The sequence below is a fragment of the Sphingomonas sp. SDUR79 genome, assembly GCF_056821745.1.
Window position 1 is genome coordinate 231,148 of record NZ_JBPDIN010000001.1, and the last position, 17,188, is coordinate 248,335.

The 17,188-nt window shown below is 63.0% G+C and carries 15 protein-coding genes; 12 read left to right on the forward strand and 3 right to left on the reverse strand.

Annotation, left to right across the window (positions count from 1 at the left end):
• Positions 1–48 precede the first annotated feature (48 nt).
• Genes ACRYLO_RS01030 through ACRYLO_RS01040 form a run of 3 tightly spaced genes read right to left on the reverse strand, consistent with a single transcriptional unit; the run spans position 49 to position 4,309 of the window.
• Positions 49–696 (reverse strand): hypothetical protein, encoded by a 648-nt coding sequence (locus ACRYLO_RS01030; protein WP_224921321.1) that lies wholly within the window; start codon positions 694–696, stop codon positions 49–51.
• Positions 696–3,836: an HsdM family class I SAM-dependent methyltransferase gene (locus tag ACRYLO_RS01035; RefSeq protein ID WP_482658458.1), complete on the reverse strand. Its 3,141-nt coding sequence runs from the start codon at positions 3,834–3,836 to the stop codon at positions 696–698. The genes ACRYLO_RS01030 and ACRYLO_RS01035 overlap by 1 nt, the downstream gene beginning before the upstream one ends.
• An 8-nt stretch (positions 3,837–3,844) precedes the next feature.
• The gene (locus ACRYLO_RS01040; protein ID WP_224921323.1) at positions 3,845–4,309 is read right to left on the reverse strand and encodes a hypothetical protein; all 465 of its coding nucleotides are present in this window, start codon (positions 4,307–4,309) and stop codon (positions 3,845–3,847) included.
• Between the two features lie 262 nt (positions 4,310–4,571).
• Here ACRYLO_RS01040 and ACRYLO_RS01045 point away from each other — a divergent pair, with 262 nt between their 5' ends.
• The 12 genes from ACRYLO_RS01045 to ACRYLO_RS01100 all read left to right on the forward strand — a co-directional run bounded on the left by ACRYLO_RS01045 (position 4,572) and on the right by ACRYLO_RS01100 (position 17,179).
• Entirely contained in the window at positions 4,572–5,480 is a 909-nt protein-coding gene (locus ACRYLO_RS01045) for a HEPN domain-containing protein (protein WP_224921324.1), read from the forward strand.
• A gap of 161 nt (positions 5,481–5,641) precedes the next feature.
• A complete protein-coding gene (locus ACRYLO_RS01050) occupies positions 5,642–7,666 on the forward strand; it encodes a conjugal transfer protein TraG (RefSeq protein ID WP_224921325.1) in 2,025 nt (674 codons plus the stop codon).
• Between the two features lie 7 nt (positions 7,667–7,673).
• Positions 7,674–8,078, forward strand: coding sequence for a CopG family transcriptional regulator (locus ACRYLO_RS01055; RefSeq protein ID WP_224921326.1), 405 nt, complete (start codon positions 7,674–7,676; stop codon positions 8,076–8,078).
• Positions 8,078–9,076: a P-type conjugative transfer ATPase TrbB gene (gene trbB, locus ACRYLO_RS01060; RefSeq protein WP_224921327.1), complete on the forward strand. Its 999-nt coding sequence runs from the start codon at positions 8,078–8,080 to the stop codon at positions 9,074–9,076. The genes ACRYLO_RS01055 and trbB overlap by 1 nt, the downstream gene beginning before the upstream one ends.
• A gap of 1 nt (position 9,077) precedes the next feature.
• On the forward strand, positions 9,078–9,413 hold the full coding sequence (locus tag ACRYLO_RS01065; protein ID WP_224921328.1) for a TrbC/VirB2 family type IV secretion system protein: 336 nt from the start codon (positions 9,078–9,080) through the stop codon (positions 9,411–9,413).
• The gene (locus ACRYLO_RS01070) at positions 9,410–9,685 is read left to right on the forward strand and encodes a VirB3 family type IV secretion system protein (protein ID WP_482658459.1); all 276 of its coding nucleotides are present in this window, start codon (positions 9,410–9,412) and stop codon (positions 9,683–9,685) included. Before ACRYLO_RS01065 ends, ACRYLO_RS01070 begins: the two co-directional genes overlap by 4 nt.
• Complete coding sequence (gene trbE / locus ACRYLO_RS01075) at positions 9,679–12,129, forward strand: conjugal transfer protein TrbE (protein WP_482658460.1); 2,451 nt, start codon at positions 9,679–9,681, stop codon at positions 12,127–12,129. The genes ACRYLO_RS01070 and trbE overlap by 7 nt, the downstream gene beginning before the upstream one ends.
• Positions 12,129–12,875, forward strand: a complete 747-nt coding sequence (gene trbJ / locus ACRYLO_RS01080; RefSeq protein ID WP_224921331.1) for a P-type conjugative transfer protein TrbJ — start codon at positions 12,129–12,131, stop codon at positions 12,873–12,875. Before trbE ends, trbJ begins: the two co-directional genes overlap by 1 nt.
• A gap of 128 nt (positions 12,876–13,003) precedes the next feature.
• Complete coding sequence (gene trbL, locus ACRYLO_RS01085) at positions 13,004–14,308, forward strand: P-type conjugative transfer protein TrbL (RefSeq protein ID WP_224921332.1); 1,305 nt, start codon at positions 13,004–13,006, stop codon at positions 14,306–14,308.
• Complete coding sequence (gene trbF, locus ACRYLO_RS01090) at positions 14,308–15,114, forward strand: conjugal transfer protein TrbF (RefSeq protein ID WP_224921333.1); 807 nt, start codon at positions 14,308–14,310, stop codon at positions 15,112–15,114. The genes trbL and trbF overlap by 1 nt, the downstream gene beginning before the upstream one ends.
• Positions 15,111–15,965 carry a P-type conjugative transfer protein TrbG gene (gene trbG / locus ACRYLO_RS01095; RefSeq protein ID WP_482658461.1) on the forward strand — a complete coding sequence of 285 codons (855 nt, stop codon included), beginning with the start codon at positions 15,111–15,113 and terminating at the stop codon, positions 15,963–15,965. The genes trbF and trbG overlap by 4 nt, the downstream gene beginning before the upstream one ends.
• Before the next feature lie 119 nt (positions 15,966–16,084).
• Entirely contained in the window at positions 16,085–17,179 is a 1,095-nt protein-coding gene (locus ACRYLO_RS01100) for a TraB/TrbI/VirB10 family type IV secretion system protein (RefSeq protein ID WP_482658462.1), read from the forward strand.
• The last annotated feature ends 9 nt before the right edge of the window (positions 17,180–17,188 follow it).

The following is a 17,188-nucleotide window of genomic DNA, read 5'->3' on the forward strand; positions in this document are numbered from 1 at the left end:
TGCCAGTTTTCAAACCAGTCGGGCAGCCGTGCTGGCGCGTATGTACGATCAACCAAAAGGATCAAGCGCGTGCGAAAGCAAAGCGTGACGCACTTCGATGTTCTTCGTTCCGGCGCGGCTATGGGTCGTACTGAACCGGTTGATTCGATGCACCGGGACCATAGGAACCGGACCACCTAGAATATTTAGCGCAGCGTGAGACGCGATCGCATTTGCCAATCGCTCCATTGAGAAACCGAGATCGCCGTCCAACACATAACCGAGCATGCAACCGACCTCCAACCCTTCGGCATATTGCTCGGTGATGAAGCGCATCATTCCGTCGGTGACGTAAGGGCCGGCCAGTGATTGTCTGCCACCGCTGTAGATCACATTTAGGCGTTTGCATTCGTAGGCGAGGTAGCGCGTGCGATCCCAGTCGAGAATGACAGCGAGGTCGATCTGACCTTTGCTGTATTGGGCGCCTGTTGGATGGGTGCCGGTCGGTTCGAACTGAAATTCTATCCAGTGACAAAGCCGACGAACCACAGGATCCTTGCCCAGCAAAGAGACGAGATTGATTGTGATCGTGTCTTCGTCGGGTTGTCCGGGCAGAAGATCGAGGAGCGTGGGCCATACCGCCGCAATACGGTCGAGAATGCGATCATCGAGCGAGGCAAAACGCGCTGCCCATTTCTCAGTGTCGCCCAGCAGCATCAGGCGCCGGCAGTCCGTCTTTGGATGGTGATCGCGTCCTGAAGATCCATCGCGATCGAATCCGCGTCGGCAAGTGCGGCAGCCCGAAGCCAGAACCGCATTTGCATCGGCTTGATCAGATAGAGACTGTCGCCGACGAAGACCCGGAGATCGGGGATCAACTGGAAATTACCGTCCAGCGGCTGATTGATGTGCTCCGACAGATAATCCAGCACATCGTTCAGAGAAGCGCTGTCATCCTCGGAATAGCTGCTCTCATGCTCGAGCGTGATCCGCAATATTGCGAGATCGACGCTCCTGGCGACCAACTTCGTGCCTACCGATCCGCCATCAAGGAGCCATCCCCGCAGACTCTCGGCCAAGGTTTCGGCATATGCCCGCCGCTGATCTTCGAGCGGCGGCTTCCAAAGACCCGGACTTGCACCTTCGTGCGGCTGGATCGCGGGAATGATTGTTTCGACCGCATCGTCGATCAGAACGATCTCGTCGTCCGAAAGGCAGAAATAATCATATGTTAAGCGGTCGATCGCGCCGAGATACGCATCGTCTCCGCCACCGAGCGTGAAAGGTTGGCGCGAGGCATCCATCGCCGCGTCGATCACCGCGACCAGCGCGTCCGAGGCGCGGGCCGCTCGATCGGGATCCGGCAGCTCCGCGAGTTGCGGGAAGGGCAGGCGTCGCAGTTCGGCCTGCTTCACTTCCGGCCGGTCCGATCCGAACGATGCCGTGCCATGGAATGCGTACCAGACGGAAAGTCGGCTGTTCAGGATAGCCGTGAGCAATTTTGCCCGCCGCTCCTCGCCGGACGGAACGATGATCGCCTGCAGAATGTCTTGGAACGTCAACGGACTTTGACAATAGGCGGCGCGCAACCTGGTTTGGGAGGTTTCGACCCCGCGCGGGACAAGGATGCGAACCCCAGCAAAGCCCGGCTCGAAACCCCTTCTGCGCACAAGGTTGCTGATAGCAGGGTGCAGGCCATCATCGGCTTGTGCCAGTCTGCGAAAAGCACCGATCGGGAGGTCGGGGTATGTGCCGACATACTGGCTAACCTGAGGCTTGACCGGTTTGCTCCCCGTTTCGTCCTCCTCGGCGCCGGCGTAGCCCGCAGTTTCATCATCTTCATCGTCATCGGTCGTGAATGGCTGGTAGCCTTGCCCAATGACCCAGTGCCCAGTCGGGTCCTGCCGCCGCCGGCTGAACGACCCAAAGTCAGCGACAAGGTCGCCGATTTTTGACAGCCGGGCGAGATAGCCGAACAGTTTGGCGTCCGGTTCCCGCATCCAGAGGCGTTGCTTGAATGCTAACGGGTTATCTAGAACGGCCTCCACGGACATCGCCATCTTGTCGGCGCTGCTGAGCGTGATCACCCGTTTGATCCGCAGGTTCAGATCGGCTTTCGGCGCCCAATAATCAAACGTGTAGGGAAAATGGTCCACTGAGCCGGCACCATAAATGACAAGTGCTGCGGGACGATGGGCATGTTCGAAGAGCTGGAAGCGCAGGTCGGCGAAGTTGATGATCCGCCGGATGCGGCACGCGCGCATAAATTGGTTTCGCGCGGCCACCGTCTTTGCCGAATGGTTATGCAGGAAGCCCATCGACGGAAGAAGAAAAGCGACGACGCCGCCTGCGGCGAGATGCCGACCGGCCTTCCAGGTGAAGGCCCAGGCGTCCTCCTTGCCGGGCATCGGGAGCGCTGCCGCCTTACTCCACCGAACCGACGACCGGTCGGGTCCTCGCCGGCTCGTCCAAGGCGGATTGCCGATGATGAGATCGAAGCCCTCCTCGGCTTCGGGCACCGCGAAAAAGTCCCGACAGATGAGGCTGTGGCCCCACAGCTCCGGCAAGACCTTCCCTCGGCTGATCAGCCGTCGGATGTCGCGGGGCGATACTTCCTCGAGCAATGCGACGTAGAGAGAGAACACCGCCACGCGCACCGCGCTGCCATTGATATCCCAGCCATGGACACGGCGCAGTATCCCGAGGAGCTGGTCCCAGGCGATCTCGCCATCGTTCGAACGGCTTCGCCAGTGTTCGCACAGCCGCTGGAAGGACCGGACCAGAAAAACACCCGACCCGCATGCCGGATCGAGAAAGCGGCCTTTGTCGCGCACTGCTGGGCTTAGCATGTCCCAGACCTGCGATACGACGGTATCGGCCAGGAACATGGGGGTATAAAAGGCGCCGGTCGCCCGACGCTCCGCTTCTTTTTCCCCTAGAAAGCGATCATAAACCGCACTGACGAGTTCGACGGGGATGTATCGGAAATCATAGCCCCAGAACCTATGCTGCCCGTGCGCCATCTCTTCGCGACCCAGGCGGAACGAGGCGAGGATATCAAGATGGCTGCCCCTGATCTCCGGCGCTTGTACCTGCGGCTCGAACGAGCAGGGCGCGACAAAAATATCGCCGTTGAAGTCGGCCTTGAGCGTCGCGAACAGAGCCTGAAGAAGCGACACGTCCCGCTGTCCTAGCATTTCAAGGAAGCTATTCGCGGCTCCTGAGGATACCGTGCGGAAATATTCGGTCGAAATGATGTCGCGGTCTTCGAGATAAGCGATGAACATCGCCTGGATCAGAAGCGCCTGAGCGGGGTCGGGATCGAGACCCTCCTTGCGAAGCAGCGTGTGCGAGACCTTGAGATTGTCGAGCAGAACCTGGTCGATGCGTTCCTTCGGCTTGAAGTATTCCGCGTGCTCGGACCACAACCGACCCGATTCGGCGCCATCGACAATATTTCGAAACCGCAGGGCATCGGCCGTCAGCGTCAACGTGTCGACCAAGCAACGATTCTCGAACGCCTCGTCGGCATCTTTCAGCGGCGTTCGGGCGAGCGAGAACGCCCGCATGACCTCACCACTGATGACTAGGAGCAGACTGATCAGCCCTTGGTTCCACAATGCACCATGGAGATCGACGATCGCCTTGCGGTCGTAATTATCGGTGACCAGAATAGCGATCGTTGGCACCGTCTGGACGCAAAACACCGCCGACACCTGAAGGTCATCCAGCGCCACCCGGATCGCCGAGGCGTGCGGCGCATCAACAACAGACGCTGACACGTCGTAGAGTTCCGGCGCCTGCCGGTTGGCGAGGCCAAGCCGCTCCTTCCATTCCGGGCTAAGCGCGAGGGTCATCGGGTCGCTCATCCGGTGGCTGCAGCGCGCGTCAGTACAAGTGGCGGGAACATCAATTGACTTTGATCGCTCTCGCCCTGCTCGCGAAGCAGGGCACCACGCAGCTCCGCGAGCAGCGGATCGAGCGGACAGAAGATCGTCAGCTCGCCAGCTTTCCACGGCGATGGATCCCGGACAATGCGGCATTTGCGTTGCAGCAGGTCGATTGCGAAGACACCGCCTTCCATGACGCTCCAAGGGGACGCATCGCAGATAGTGATGATGTCCGGGACAATATCCTTCAGCGCGCTTACTCGAATGCCAGCCGTTTCGGTCAGTCGCCGGATGATGCTCGCCGCGACCAGATCACCAATTGTGAAGCATGGCGCTCGTCCAGTGCGCCCAGCATAGGACGGCAACGCGCGTTTCCAGTGCCGATAGGTTTCTAGCGAGAGGCCGACGGTGTCACGCAATTGGCCAATCGTATAATGCATGGGGCTCACAACGGCCTGAGGTGGGGCCAGCCCCATGTAATTGGTGCGCTAGGCGCCGTCAACCATGTTCTCTCTGTGTTCCCGGCAAGCTAGTTGCAGCGCGAATTGGCGGAAGTGCAAAGGCAAATGTGCATAACTCGTGGCTTTCCTCCATGCTCCGATCGGCCCGCTCCGTAAGCCGTTGGGCTTTGGAAGAGGCAATGGACGAATTATGTTGCTGCCAAGGCGGTTCGCCGCGAGAATCGTGACCGTGAGGCACGGCGTGGATCATCTGCCCTTGGTCCAGCAAGGCGAGCTGGACCGAGTGAAGCAATTGCTGATGGGCGAGTTCGCCCAAGCGACGGCGCGCGCAACTCAGCCCTGGAAGAGAAACGGGAGCATCCTCAAGGTCGTGTTGTTCGGCAGTTATGCCCGAGAGGATTGGGTCGATGAACCCCAGAATGGCTACCAGTCCGACTATGACCTGCTGATCATCGTCAGTCATCCTGATCTCACTGACATTGCCGACTACTGGTATGTCGCCGAGGATAAGATACTGCGCGACGCCGAAATCGCCCGGCCAGTGAACATCATCGTCCACACGCTGGATGAGGTGAACCAAGCGCTGAGCCGGGGCGAGTATTTTTGGGTCGATATCGTCCGCGACGGCATCGTCCTATACGAACGGCCTGGCAGTGCGTTTGCCACACCGCAACCGCTAACGATGGCTGATGCGTATGAGATGGCGAGCAAGTACCTTTCCGAATGGCTGCCCAGCACAGATAGAGCGTTGACGACGGCACACGAGCAGGCGCTTAAGGGCGCTGACGATCTCGGATGGCGCAAGGAGGCCGTGTTCTCGCTGCATCAGGCGACGGAGCGCGCCTATATCTGCTTCCTGCTTGTCCGAACCCTGTACTTCCCCCGCTCGCACAACATCAAATTCCTGCGGTCGCTGGCCGAGGACAGCGAGACACGGCTGATCGACGCATGGCCGCGCGCCACCCGGATTGACCGCCGGCGCTTCGAATTGCTCAAGCGCGCCTATGTCGAGGCTCGCTACTCGGCGAGCTTCGAGATCACCAATGACGACCTCAATGTCTTGTCCCAATCGGTCCGCACCCTTCGCGATATCGTCGAAATGGTCTCGCGCGAACGTATCGAAACGCTCCGGATAGACGCCGGTCTCTAACTGCCGAGCGATAGCTGCCGGATAGCTTCCGGCTCCGGCATCTGACCGAAACGCACCAAGACAAGCCCATCTGCGCCCATCAGCTCCGTTCCGTTTTGGGCGTCCGTGACCGAGTCTGAATCCGCCCGAGCCGATCCTGTCCGGCGGGCGGGAGCCTCGACGTGACACCGACCAAATTGCTCATCGGCCAGATCCTTGTCGTCTTCGCGATCGTCATCGCGGGCGTGTGGGCCGCGACGCAGTGGGCGGCGGCGATGCTCGCTTATCAGTCCGAACTGGGGCGGCCGTGGTTCCAACTCGGGTCCGTGCCAATTTACCGTCCCTGGGCGTTATTCGGCTGGTGGTATCATTATGATGCCTATGCCCCGATCGTCTTCGACAAGGCGGGCATGCTTGCCGGCACCAGCGGCTTTATCGGCTGCGCGGCGGCGATTTTTGGATCGATATGGCGCGCGCGCCAATCGAGCAATGTCACCACCTATGGCTCGGCGCGCTGGGCCAGCCGCCGCGAGATCGAACGCGCTGGGCTGCATTGCGACGCGGGAGTCATGCTCGGCACGCTCGGTGGCCGCTATCTGCGCCATGACGGCCCGGAGCATATCATGGCGTTTGCGCCCACGCGATCGGGTAAGGGTGTTGGCCTCGTCGTCCCCACCTTGCTGTCCTGGACCGGTTCGACCGTCGTCCACGACATCAAGGGTGAGAATTGGACGCTGACCGCTGGCTGGCGCGCACGCTTCTCGCACTGCCTGCTGTTCAACCCCACCGATGTCGCGTCGGCGCATTACAATCCGCTGCTCGAAGTTCGGCGCGGTATCGACGAAGTGCGCGACGTCCAGAACATCGCAGATATCCTGGTTGATCCCGAGGGTGCGCTGGAACGCCGCAACCATTGGGAAAAGACGAGCCATTCGCTGCTGGTCGGTGCGATCCTCCATATCCTCTATGCCGAGCAGGAGAAGACGCTCGCGCGTGTCGCGACCTTCCTGTCCGACCCGCAGCGCAGCTTCGTGGCCACGCTGCGTCGGATGATGACCACCAATCATCTTGGCGACGATCAAAGCCCCAGGGTCCATCCTGTAATTGCGTCCGCCGCACGCGAACTGCTCAACAAAAGCGAGAACGAGCGTTCTGGCGTGCTCTCGACCGCCATGTCCTTCCTTGGCCTTTATCGTGATCCGACCGTCGCGGAGGTCACGTCCCGCTGCGACTGGCGGATCGCCGACCTAATCGAGGCCGAACGCCCCTTGTCGCTCTATCTCGTCATTCCGCCGTCGGACATCAGCCGCACCAAGCCGCTGATCCGTCTTGTGCTCAACCAGATCGGCCGTCGGCTCACCGAGCGGCTCGACCAGCCCGGCACATCCGCGCGTCGGCACCAGCTCCTGATGATGCTCGACGAGTTCCCGGCATTGGGCCGTCTCGATTTCTTCGAGACCAGTCTCGCATTCATGGCCGGCTATGGCATTCGCGCTTTCCTGATCGCGCAGAGCCTCAACCAGATCGAGAAGGCATATGGCGATCACAACGCCATCCTCGACAATTGCCATGTCCGGGTTGCATTCGCGACTAACGACGAACGCACCGCCAAACGCATTTCCGACGCGCTCGGCACCGCGACCGAGCAGCGCGCCATGCGCAACTATGCAGGCCATCGCCTCGCGCCGTGGCTCGCGCACGTCATGGTCAGCCGCCAGGAAACCGCCCGGCAGCTGCTGACCCCCGGCGAGGTCATGCAGCTATCGCCCGACGAGGAACTCGTGCTCGTGTCCGGGCTCGCGCCGATCCGGGCGCGTAAACTGCGCTACTTCCGCGACCGCAACTTTGTCGCGCGCGTGACACCCGCGCCGGTGCTGGCATCGGGTGAATATTCCGATCGCCCTAAGCCGCGCGGCAATGACTGGTCCGATCAGGTGCGCGGCATCGATGCCCGGCTGCACCAGGCAGAGGATGCTGCGGGCGGCGAGGACGAAAGCGGCATGCAGCAGCAGCGTCATCCCGGCCTTCCCGAACAGGTCTCTAAGGCAACCGACGCCGCCGAAACACGCGATCCCCAGATCGTGCCCGACGACGACGATGTCGCCGCCGACAAGCGCGCCATGGACCAGGCGCAAGGGCAGAACGCCGTCGTCCGGAGCCATGCGATCAACGAGGGCGCGAAGCGCGACCTCATACCGGATTTCTGAGGCTGCGATGAAGATCCGTCAGAACCTTTATATCGACCGCGAACTCAGCGACGCGCTGGAAGTGCTCGCCGCCGGACCGCGCGGCAACAAGAGCCATCTCGTCAACGATGCACTGAAGGACTGGCTCGCGCGCCGGGGGACCAAGGAGGTCGATGACCTCCTCAAGGTTCGCCTCGACCGGCTGTCGCGCGAACTGGCCGGCGCGCGGCGCGACATCGACGTGCTGCTGGAAAGCCTGTCGCTGTTCGTCCGCTACCAGTTGATGGTGACGGCACCTTTGCCTGAAGCCGACGCCGCGGCCCGCGCCACCGGCCGCGACCGCTTCGATGCGTTCGTCTCACAGGTTGGCCGCCAGATTGCGGGCGGCACCCGCACGCTCGTGCCTGCCGAATCCGACGGAGCATCATCGTGATGTCCGCCCAGCCTGAAAGCGTCTCCGCAGAACGCCGCCGCGCGATGCTGCGCACCGCAATGGGATCGGCGATTGCCGCCGCGCTCGCCGACCCGCGCGTCATCGAGATCATGGTCAATCCCGACGGTGCGCTGGGCATCGACATTCTGGGCGAAGGCCGCGTCGATACCGGCGTGAAGCTCGATCCCGCCCAGGTCGAGCGGATCATCCGGCTGGTGGCATCGCATGTCCGGTCCGAAGTCCATGGCGAGAGGCCCATCGTGTCGGCTGAGCTGCCGCCGCTTGGCTCCGGGGCCGGGGAGCGGTTCGAAGGAATTCTGCCGCCAGTTTCGACTGCCCCCTGCTTTTCGATCCGGAAACCTGCGGCCCGCATCTACACGCTGATGGACTATGTGACCGACGGCATCATGTCGGCGGAGGCCGCGCGCCTCTTGTCGCTTTCCGTCGTCGATCGCCGCAACATCCTCGTCGCCGGTGGAACCAGTTCGGGCAAGACCACGCTCGCCAACGCGCTGCTCGCCGAGATGGCGCATTTGGACGAACGGGTGATCCTGATTGAGGACACCCGCGAGCTGCAATCGCCCGCGCGGGACACGGTCGCGCTCAGAACCCGGGCTGGCACCGTCACTATGGGCGATCTCGTGCGCTCGACGCTGCGCCTTCGACCTGACCGCATCATCGTCGGCGAGGTACGTGGGTCCGAAGCGCTGGACATGCTCAAGGCTTGGAACACCGGTCACCCCGGCGGGATCGCGACCGTCCACGCCAACAGCGCCGCATCCGCGCTCTACCGGATCGAACAGCTCATTCAGGAAGCTGTCGTCACCGTCCCGCGCCGCCTCGTCGCCGACGCGATCGACATGATCGTCTTCATTGCCGGACGCGGCACCGCGCGGCGCATCGAAACGATCGCGCGCGTCGCAGGGCTCGACCCCCAGGGCGATTACGCCGTCGTCGATCTCACACCCGTCCTGACCCCTGACCTTCAAGGAGACTGACATGCGTATGCTTCATATCCCCAACCGCGAGCGCTTTTTCCTGACCGGCCTGGCGCTCGGCCTTTCGTTCACCTTGGCGAGCGCAGCACAGGCCGGCGGGTCCGGCATGCCTTGGGAGCAGCCGCTCCAACAGGTTCTCGAGTCTGTCCAGGGACCGGTCGCCAAGATCGTCGCGGTGATCATCATCATCACCACCGGCCTGACGCTCGCCTTCGGCGAGTCCTCGGGCGGCTTTCGCCGGCTGATCCAGATCGTGTTCGGCCTTTCGATCGCGTTCGCCGCTTCGTCCTTCTTTCTGTCCTTCTTCAGCTTTGGCGGCGGGGCGCTCGTCGCATGAGCCCCGTGGACACCGGTCATGTTGCGGGCTTCGAGGCGCCGATCCACGCGAGCCTCGGGCAAGCAATCCTGCTTGGCGGCGCGCCGCGCGAAATCGCCATCGTCAACGGTACGGTCGCAGCGGCCATCGGGCTAGGCCTCCAGCAATGGCTGGTCGGGATCGCGCTATGGGCAGTCGGACACAGCATCGCGGTTTTCGCCGCGCGCCGCGATCCTGATTTCGCAGCCGTTTTGCTCCGCCACCTGCGTCAGAAGGGATATCTGGCGTGCTGAACCTCGCCGAGTATCGCAGCCGTGCCGACCGGCTCGCCGATCATCTGCCCTGGGCGGCGCTGGTCGCACCCGGAATCGTCCTCAACAAGGATGGCAGCTTCCAGCGCAGTTTCGCGTTTCGCGGTCCCGACCTCGAAAGCGCGACCGAGGCGGAGCTCGTCTCCGCCTGCGCGCGCGCCAACAACGTCCTCAAGCGGCATGGGTCGGGTTGGGCGCTATTCTTCGAGGCCGAACGGCGCGAAGCACTGGGCTATCCCGAAAATGTCTTTCCCGATCCTGCGTCGTGGCTGATCGATCAGGAGCGGCGTGCCAGTTTCGAGGCCCAAGGCCAGCATTTCGAGAGCCGCTTTCACGGCACGCTGGTCTGGCTGCCGGATGCCGACAGTAGCGATGCGGCAGGACGGACACTCGTCGAGCGACCCGACGACGCCAAAGGGCGCGACTGGCACGCCAGCCTCTCCGGCTTCATCGCCGAAAGCGATCGCGTGCTCGACCTTCTGTCCAGCTTCATGCCGGAGGTGCGCCCATTAAACGACGGGGAGACGCTGACGTATCTCCACGGCACCGTTTCCAGCCGTCGTCACCCCGTCGTCGTGCCGGAAACGCCGATCTATCTCGATGCGCTGCTCGCTGACACACCGCTGACCGGCGGGCTTGAGCCCAGGCTCGGCGATCTGCATCTGCGCACCCTCACCATCCTCGGTTTTCCGAACCTCAGTCGACCCGGCATTCTCGATGCGCTCAACCATCAGGATTTCGGATACCGCTGGGTCACGCGCTTCATTGCCCTCGACAAGACCGATGCGACCAAGGCGCTGACGAAGATCCGGCGGCAATGGTTCAACAAGCGCAAGTCGATCGCCGCGCTGCTGCGCGAGGTGATGTACAACCAGCCAGCCCAGCTTCTCGACAGCGACGCTGATAACAAGGTGGTCGATGCCGACCTTGCGCTCCAGACGCTCGGCGGCGATCACGTTGCCTTTGGGTATCTGACTACGACGATCACGGTGTCGGACTCCGATCGCGCTCGCGCAGAGGACAAGGTTCGCGCGGTCGAGCGGATCGTCAACGGCCTCGGCTTCACATGCTTGCGCGAAGGCATCAACGCGGTCGAAGCGTGGCTGTCGTCGCTGCCCGGTCAGGCTTACGCGAACGTGCGCCAGCCGCTGATCCATACCCTCAATCTCGCCCATCTCATGCCACTGTCGTCGGTGTGGGCAGGACCTGCTGGCAACCGCCATCTCGACGGCCCGCCACTGCTCTATGCGCAGACCAGTGGATCAACCCCTTTTCGCTTGTCGACCCATATCGGCGATGTCGGGCACATGCTCGTCGTCGGTCCCACCGGTGCTGGCAAGTCGGTGCTGCTGGCCCTGATCGCATTGCAGTTCCGGCGCTATGCCGGCTCGCAACTCTATATCTTCGACAAGGGCTATTCGGCACGCGCGGCGGTGCTGGCGATGGGCGGCGCGCATCATGCGTTGGGTCTCGGCGCGGATAGCGGCGACACTTTCGCGTTCCAGCCGCTTCGCCGCGTTGATGATCCCAGCGAACGGAGCTGGGCGGCAGAATGGATCGCGGCGCTGCTGGCCCACGAAAAGGTCATCGTCACCCCCGAGGTCAAGGACGCTGTGTGGTCCGCACTTTGCAGCCTCGCATCGGCACCACCTCAGGAGCGGACGCTGACCGGACTGGCCATGCTACTCCAGTCCAATGCGTTACGCATCGCGCTGACCGCCTATACGCTCGACGGCCCCTATGGGCGTCTCCTGGACGCGGCTGAACAGCATCTCGCCTTCGCGGACATCCAGTGCTTCGAAACCGAGGCGCTGATGGGACAGGCCGGGGTGGTCGCCCCGGTTCTGACCTATCTCTTCCACCGCCTCGAAGAGCGCTTCGACGGTCGGCCAACGCTACTCGTTCTCGACGAGGCCTGGATTTTTCTCGATCATCCAATCTTTGCCGCGCGCATTCGCGAATGGCTGAAGACCCTGCGCAAGAAGAATGTCGCGGTGCTGTTCGCAACGCAGAGCCTCGCCGATATCGCCGACAGCAGCATCGCGCCGGCGATCATAGAGAGCTGCCCGCAGCGCATTTTGCTGCCCAACGACCGCGCGATCGAGCCGCAATCGCGGGCCGCCTATGAGCGTTTCGGACTCAATGACCGGCAAATCGAGCTGGTAAGCCGCGCAACGCCGAAGCGGCAATATTACCTTCAATCGGCGCGCGGCAATCGGCTGTTCGAGCTCGGCCTCGGGCCAATCGCGCTCGCGCTGTGCGGTGCGTCCGATCCGGCAACCCAGGCGCGCATCGACGCGCTGCTGGCGGAGCATGGCCCCGAGAATTTCGCGGCCCGCTTCCTTGAGCAAGCTGGTCTCGACTGGGCCGCCGACCTCCTCGCCGATTTCCCGAATTTCGCGCCCACCGAAGAAGGAGAAGTGTAATGCGTATTGTCACCCGCAAAGTCCTGATCGCGTCCGCGCTCAGCATCGGAACCGCCGGTTCGCTGGCTATGGGGCTCGCCAGTGCGAGCACCCCGGCACGCGCGCAAATCAGCGTATTCGACCCGACCAACTACAGCCAGAACCTGCTCACTGCGGCGCGCACGCTCACCCAGATCAACAATCAGATCCAGTCGCTCCAGAACGAAGCGACGATGCTAATCAATCAGGCGAAGAACCTCAGCCGGATCGACTTTCCGCAACTCCAGCAGCTCAACCAGAACTTGGCTGCGATCGACCGGTTGATGGGGCAGGCGCAAGGGATCGATTTCAGGGTCGATGGCCTGGACCAGCAGTTCAGCCAGTTGTTTCCCAAGGACTTCAATCAGGCACTGACCACCAACAAACAGGTGGTCGCCGCCAAAGCGCGGCTCGATGCCGCAATGTCGGGCTTCCGGCAGGCGATGGGCGTGCAATCCCAGATCGTCACCAACGTGCAGGCTGATGCCGGGACGCTGAGCGAGATCGTTGCGAAGAGCCAGGGCGCTGAGGGCGGCTTGCAAGCCCAACAAGCCACGAACCAGCTACTGGCACTCACCGCCAAGCAGCAGTTCCAGATCCAGAAGATGATGGCGGCGCAATACCGCGCCGAAGCAACCGAAGCCGCGCGTCGTGCACAGGCCGAGGCAGAAGGGCGGGAACGCACCCGGAAATTTCTGGGCACCGGCCAAGCCTACACGCGCGAATAGGCGCGGTGACGAGCTGAGGCGGCGCAGTCCAGCTCCCCGATCGCGCCGCCTCGTCGCGGAGTCCGTTTGCCTTGCCCCCGGGTGGCGGGCTCCGCGACACCTTTACTCAAGTCGAAAGCTGCCGAACCGTGCAAGATCTCAATGTCATCGACCGCTTCATGCAGGCCTTCATCCGCTACATCGACAGCGGATTCGGGCTGCTCGGCAATGACGTCGGATTTCTCACCGCGACGCTGATAGGGATCGACATCACGCTCGCTGGCCTGTTCTGGGCAATGGGTGGCGACGACAACGTCCTTGGCCGGTTCCTCAAGAAAATCCTCTACATTGGTGCGTTCGCGTTCATCCTGAACAGCTTCTCGACGCTTGCTGACATCATCTTCAAATCGTTCGCCCAGGCCGGACTGACGGCTGGCGGCGGCACGCTGTCGGCCGACGACCTGCTTCGCCCCGGACAAGTCGCATCAACCGGCTTCAGCGCCGCCTGGCCGCTGCTCGAGCAGGCCTCGAGCATGATGGGCTTTGTCAGCTTCTTCGAGAACTTCCTGACGATCATGGTCCTGCTGTTTGCCTGGGCGATCGTCATCCTCGCCTTCTTCATCCTCGCCGTGCAGATGTTCGTGACCATCATTGAGTTCAAGCTGACGAGCCTCGCCGGCTTCATCCTCGTGCCGTTCGCGCTGTGGAACCGCACCAGCTTCCTCGCCGAGCGCGTGCTTGGCAATGTGGTCAGCTCGGGCATCAAGGTGATGGTGCTCGCGGTCATCGTCGGCATCGGTTCGAACTTTTTCGCCGAGTTTACCACCTCGATGCAGGGACAAGAGCCCGATCTCGGTGCCGCGATGAGCCTCGCGCTCGGCGCGCTTTCGCTGTTCGGCCTCGGTATCTTCGGTCCCGGCATCGCCTCCGGTTTGGTAGCGGGCGCGCCGCAGCTGGGTGCAGGCGCTGCGCTCGGTACGGCCGCCGGCGCGGCGGGCGTCACCATGCTTGCCGGCGGTGCGACGATGGGCGCGGCCAGCGCGATCGGGGGCGGTGCGCTCAGCGCGGTCCGCGCCGGGACATCAATGGGATCGGCTGCATCGACCGCTTACACGCTCGGCAAGGACACCGCCCCGTCGCCGACCATGGCTGCCGGCCTTGGCGGCGTCGCCCGCGCCGCAGGTAACGCCGCCCGCGATCGCGCGTCGAGCGCGCTCGGGCTTGGCGAAGCCGCATCGAGCGGCCGCACGGCTGCCTGGAACGCGCTCAATCGGTCCGGCGCAGGTGAGCCTGCCTCCTCAACGACTGTCGGCGAAGGAGCGCCCGAATGGGCTCAATCGATGCGCGCGCAGCAAAACGCTCGTCATCACCGTCAGATCGCACTGCACTCGATTCAACAGGGCGATCGTGGCGGTGCCTCCGCTCACCCCGACATCAAGGAAAGGGACGACTGATGATCTTCAAGCGCGCCGTCCAGCGCTACGGACGGACACCCCAGCCCGAAACGCCCTACCAACGTGCCAGTCAGCTGTGGGACGAGCGGATCGGCTCGGCCCGGGTTCAGGCCCGAAACTGGCGGCTAATGGCGTTCGGAACGTTGACGCTCACCTGCGCCATGTCTGCCGCACTCATCTGGCAGTCACTCCAGAGCAGGGTCACGCCCTATGTGGTCGAGGTCGATCGTCTTGGCGAGGCACGGGCGGTCACCGAGGCCGAGGCTGGATACAAGCCCACAGACCCACAGATCGCCTGGCATCTGGCGAAGTTCATCGAAAATGTTCGCGCTGTTTCGCTCGACCCGGTGCTGATGCGCCGCGACTGGCTATCAGCCTACGCCTTCGTGACCGAGCGCGGCGCCCGATCCCTCGACGACTATGCAAGGGCTGCGGACCCGTTCGCCCGGATCGGCGAGCGAACCGTGGCGGTGCAGGTGACCAGCGTCGTCCGCGCCTCGGAGCGATCGTTTCAGGTGAAATGGACCGAAACGCCCTACGAGCGCGGGAGTGCGGGGGGATCATCGACCTGGACGGGGATTTTGACGATCGTGACGAAGCCGCCCGTATCGGCGGACACGATTCGCAAGAATCCGCTCGGCATCTACGTCGATGCGATCGACTGGAGCCGCGAGATCGAGCCGGCAACGGTCACCGCCCCGGCGCGCACGCCGCCGCCTCCGTCCTCCGACAACCTGCCGCTGGGCTCGCCGCTCGATCCGAACCTTGCCGCACAACCGACCCCCAATCCGGAGACACAGCCATGATCCGCTACCTTGCAGTGCCATCCCTGCTGGTGCTTGCCCTTCCGCCAGCAGCGCATGCGGCCGGGGCTTCACCATCTCAAAGCAGCCCGACGCAACGGACGGTCGCATCCGCCAACCGCCTTGCAACCATCGAACGCGCTGCAAATGGTTTCCTGCATGCCGTTCAGGTTTATCCCTTTACGGAAGGGGCAATCTATCGCGTGATGACCGCACCCGGGCGGGTTACCGACATTGCGCTCCAGCCAGGGGAAACGCTCGTGGCGGTAGCCAGCGGCGACACGGCTCGCTGGGTTATCGGCGATACGACCAGCGGATCGGGCACCGCGAAGCGTACGCATGTGTTGGTCAAACCGTTCAGTGCTGGGTTGTCGACCAACCTTGTGATCACCACTGACCGCCGCAGCTATCATATTGCGCTCACCAGCGTCGGGAAGACGGCGATGGCTGCGCTCTCATGGACCTATCCGCAGGATGCGCTGATCGCCCTCAAACGCGCGGCCACGGCCGCCGAGGCAATGGCCCCGGTGGCCGCCGGCATCGAGGTGGAAACTCTTCATTTCAACTATGTCGTATCGGGCGATCGTCCTTCCTGGCGGCCGCTACGCGCGTTCGACGATGGCAGGCAGACGTTCATCGAGTTTCCTGCGTCGCTCGCTGTCGGGGTGGCTCCCCCGATCTTTCTGGTGGACGCAAAGGGCGAGGCCCAGCTGGTCAACTATCGGGTGAAGGGCCGTTTCTACGTGGTCGATCGGATCTTCGATGCTGCGGAGCTTCGTCTCGGCACGAAGAATCAGCAGGTCGTCCGCATCAGCCGGCTGGCGGCTGGCGCTAAGACACGGAGGGGATCATGACCGACGGGAATGATCGGCCGGCGACTGATGTCCAAGCAGCGCCCGGCAAGGCTGATCCGGAAACACTGGCACTTCGCGCCCAGCCGGCGCGGGCGATCCGTTTCAAGCGCGGTGCCATCGTGGCGATCGCGGCGCTCGGCTCCGTCAGCCTTGTCGCAACCGCCTGGGTTGCGCTCAGGCCATCCAATCTGCAGCTCGTAGGCCAGGCTGACGATCGGACAATCATTGCGAAGCCCCCTACCGACGCGCTCAGCGCACTTCCGGGCGGCTATGGCGACGTACCCAAGCTCGGACCGCCGTTGCCTGGTGATCTCGGCCGACCCATTCTCGATCATCAGCGCGCAATGGGAACCGAGCCGGTGGAAGGAGAGGCAGCCCGGGCCGATCAGGCGGCAGCAACCGAACGTGAGCGGCGCGCTGCTGAATTGAGAGCTGCGCGAGAATCCGGGTTGCTCGTTCAGTCGGGCAGTCGTCCAATCCCGACCGCTGAGGCTCAGGCAGCATTGCCTCTGGCACCGGTGGCAAGCGCCGATGCGCCGCGGCCTGCAGTCAACCCGGACCGCGATCCCAACGCCCAGCAGCGCAAGGCCGATTTTGTGGCCAAGCGCGATTCCGGCGGCGACGTCAACGGTGATCGGCTGACCCCACCTGCATCACCAAATATGCTTTCAGCCGGCAGCGTGATCGCCGCAGGTCTGATCACCGGTCTTAGGTCAGATCTCCCCGGCCTCGTCACCGCCCAGGTCACCGAACGGGTCTATGACAGCGCAACCGGCTCCATCCTGCTCATTCCGCAGGGCGCTCGGCTGATCGGCAGCTATGACAGCGTCGTAGCGTATGGGCAGAAGCGCGCGCTGATCGTGTGGCAGCGGATCATATTGCCCGACGGCAGTTCGATCCGGCTAGATAACGTCCCCGCGACCGACCCGTCGGGCTATGCGGGACTCGCCGACAAGGTCGACTTCCACACCTGGACGCTGCTCAAGGGCGTCGCGATTTCAACGCTGTTGGGCGTCGGTGCCAACCTCTCCTTCTCCGGTGAAAGCGATCTCGTTCAAGCAATTCGGGAATCGACCCAGCAGAATGTCTCCCGCGCTGGAGACCAGATCACGTCGCGCAACCTGCAAGTTCAGCCGACCATCACGATCCGGCCCGGCGCCCCTGTTCGGCTGGTCGTCCATCGCGACCTGATTCTCGCGCCCTGGCGCGGCTAGGAGACAACG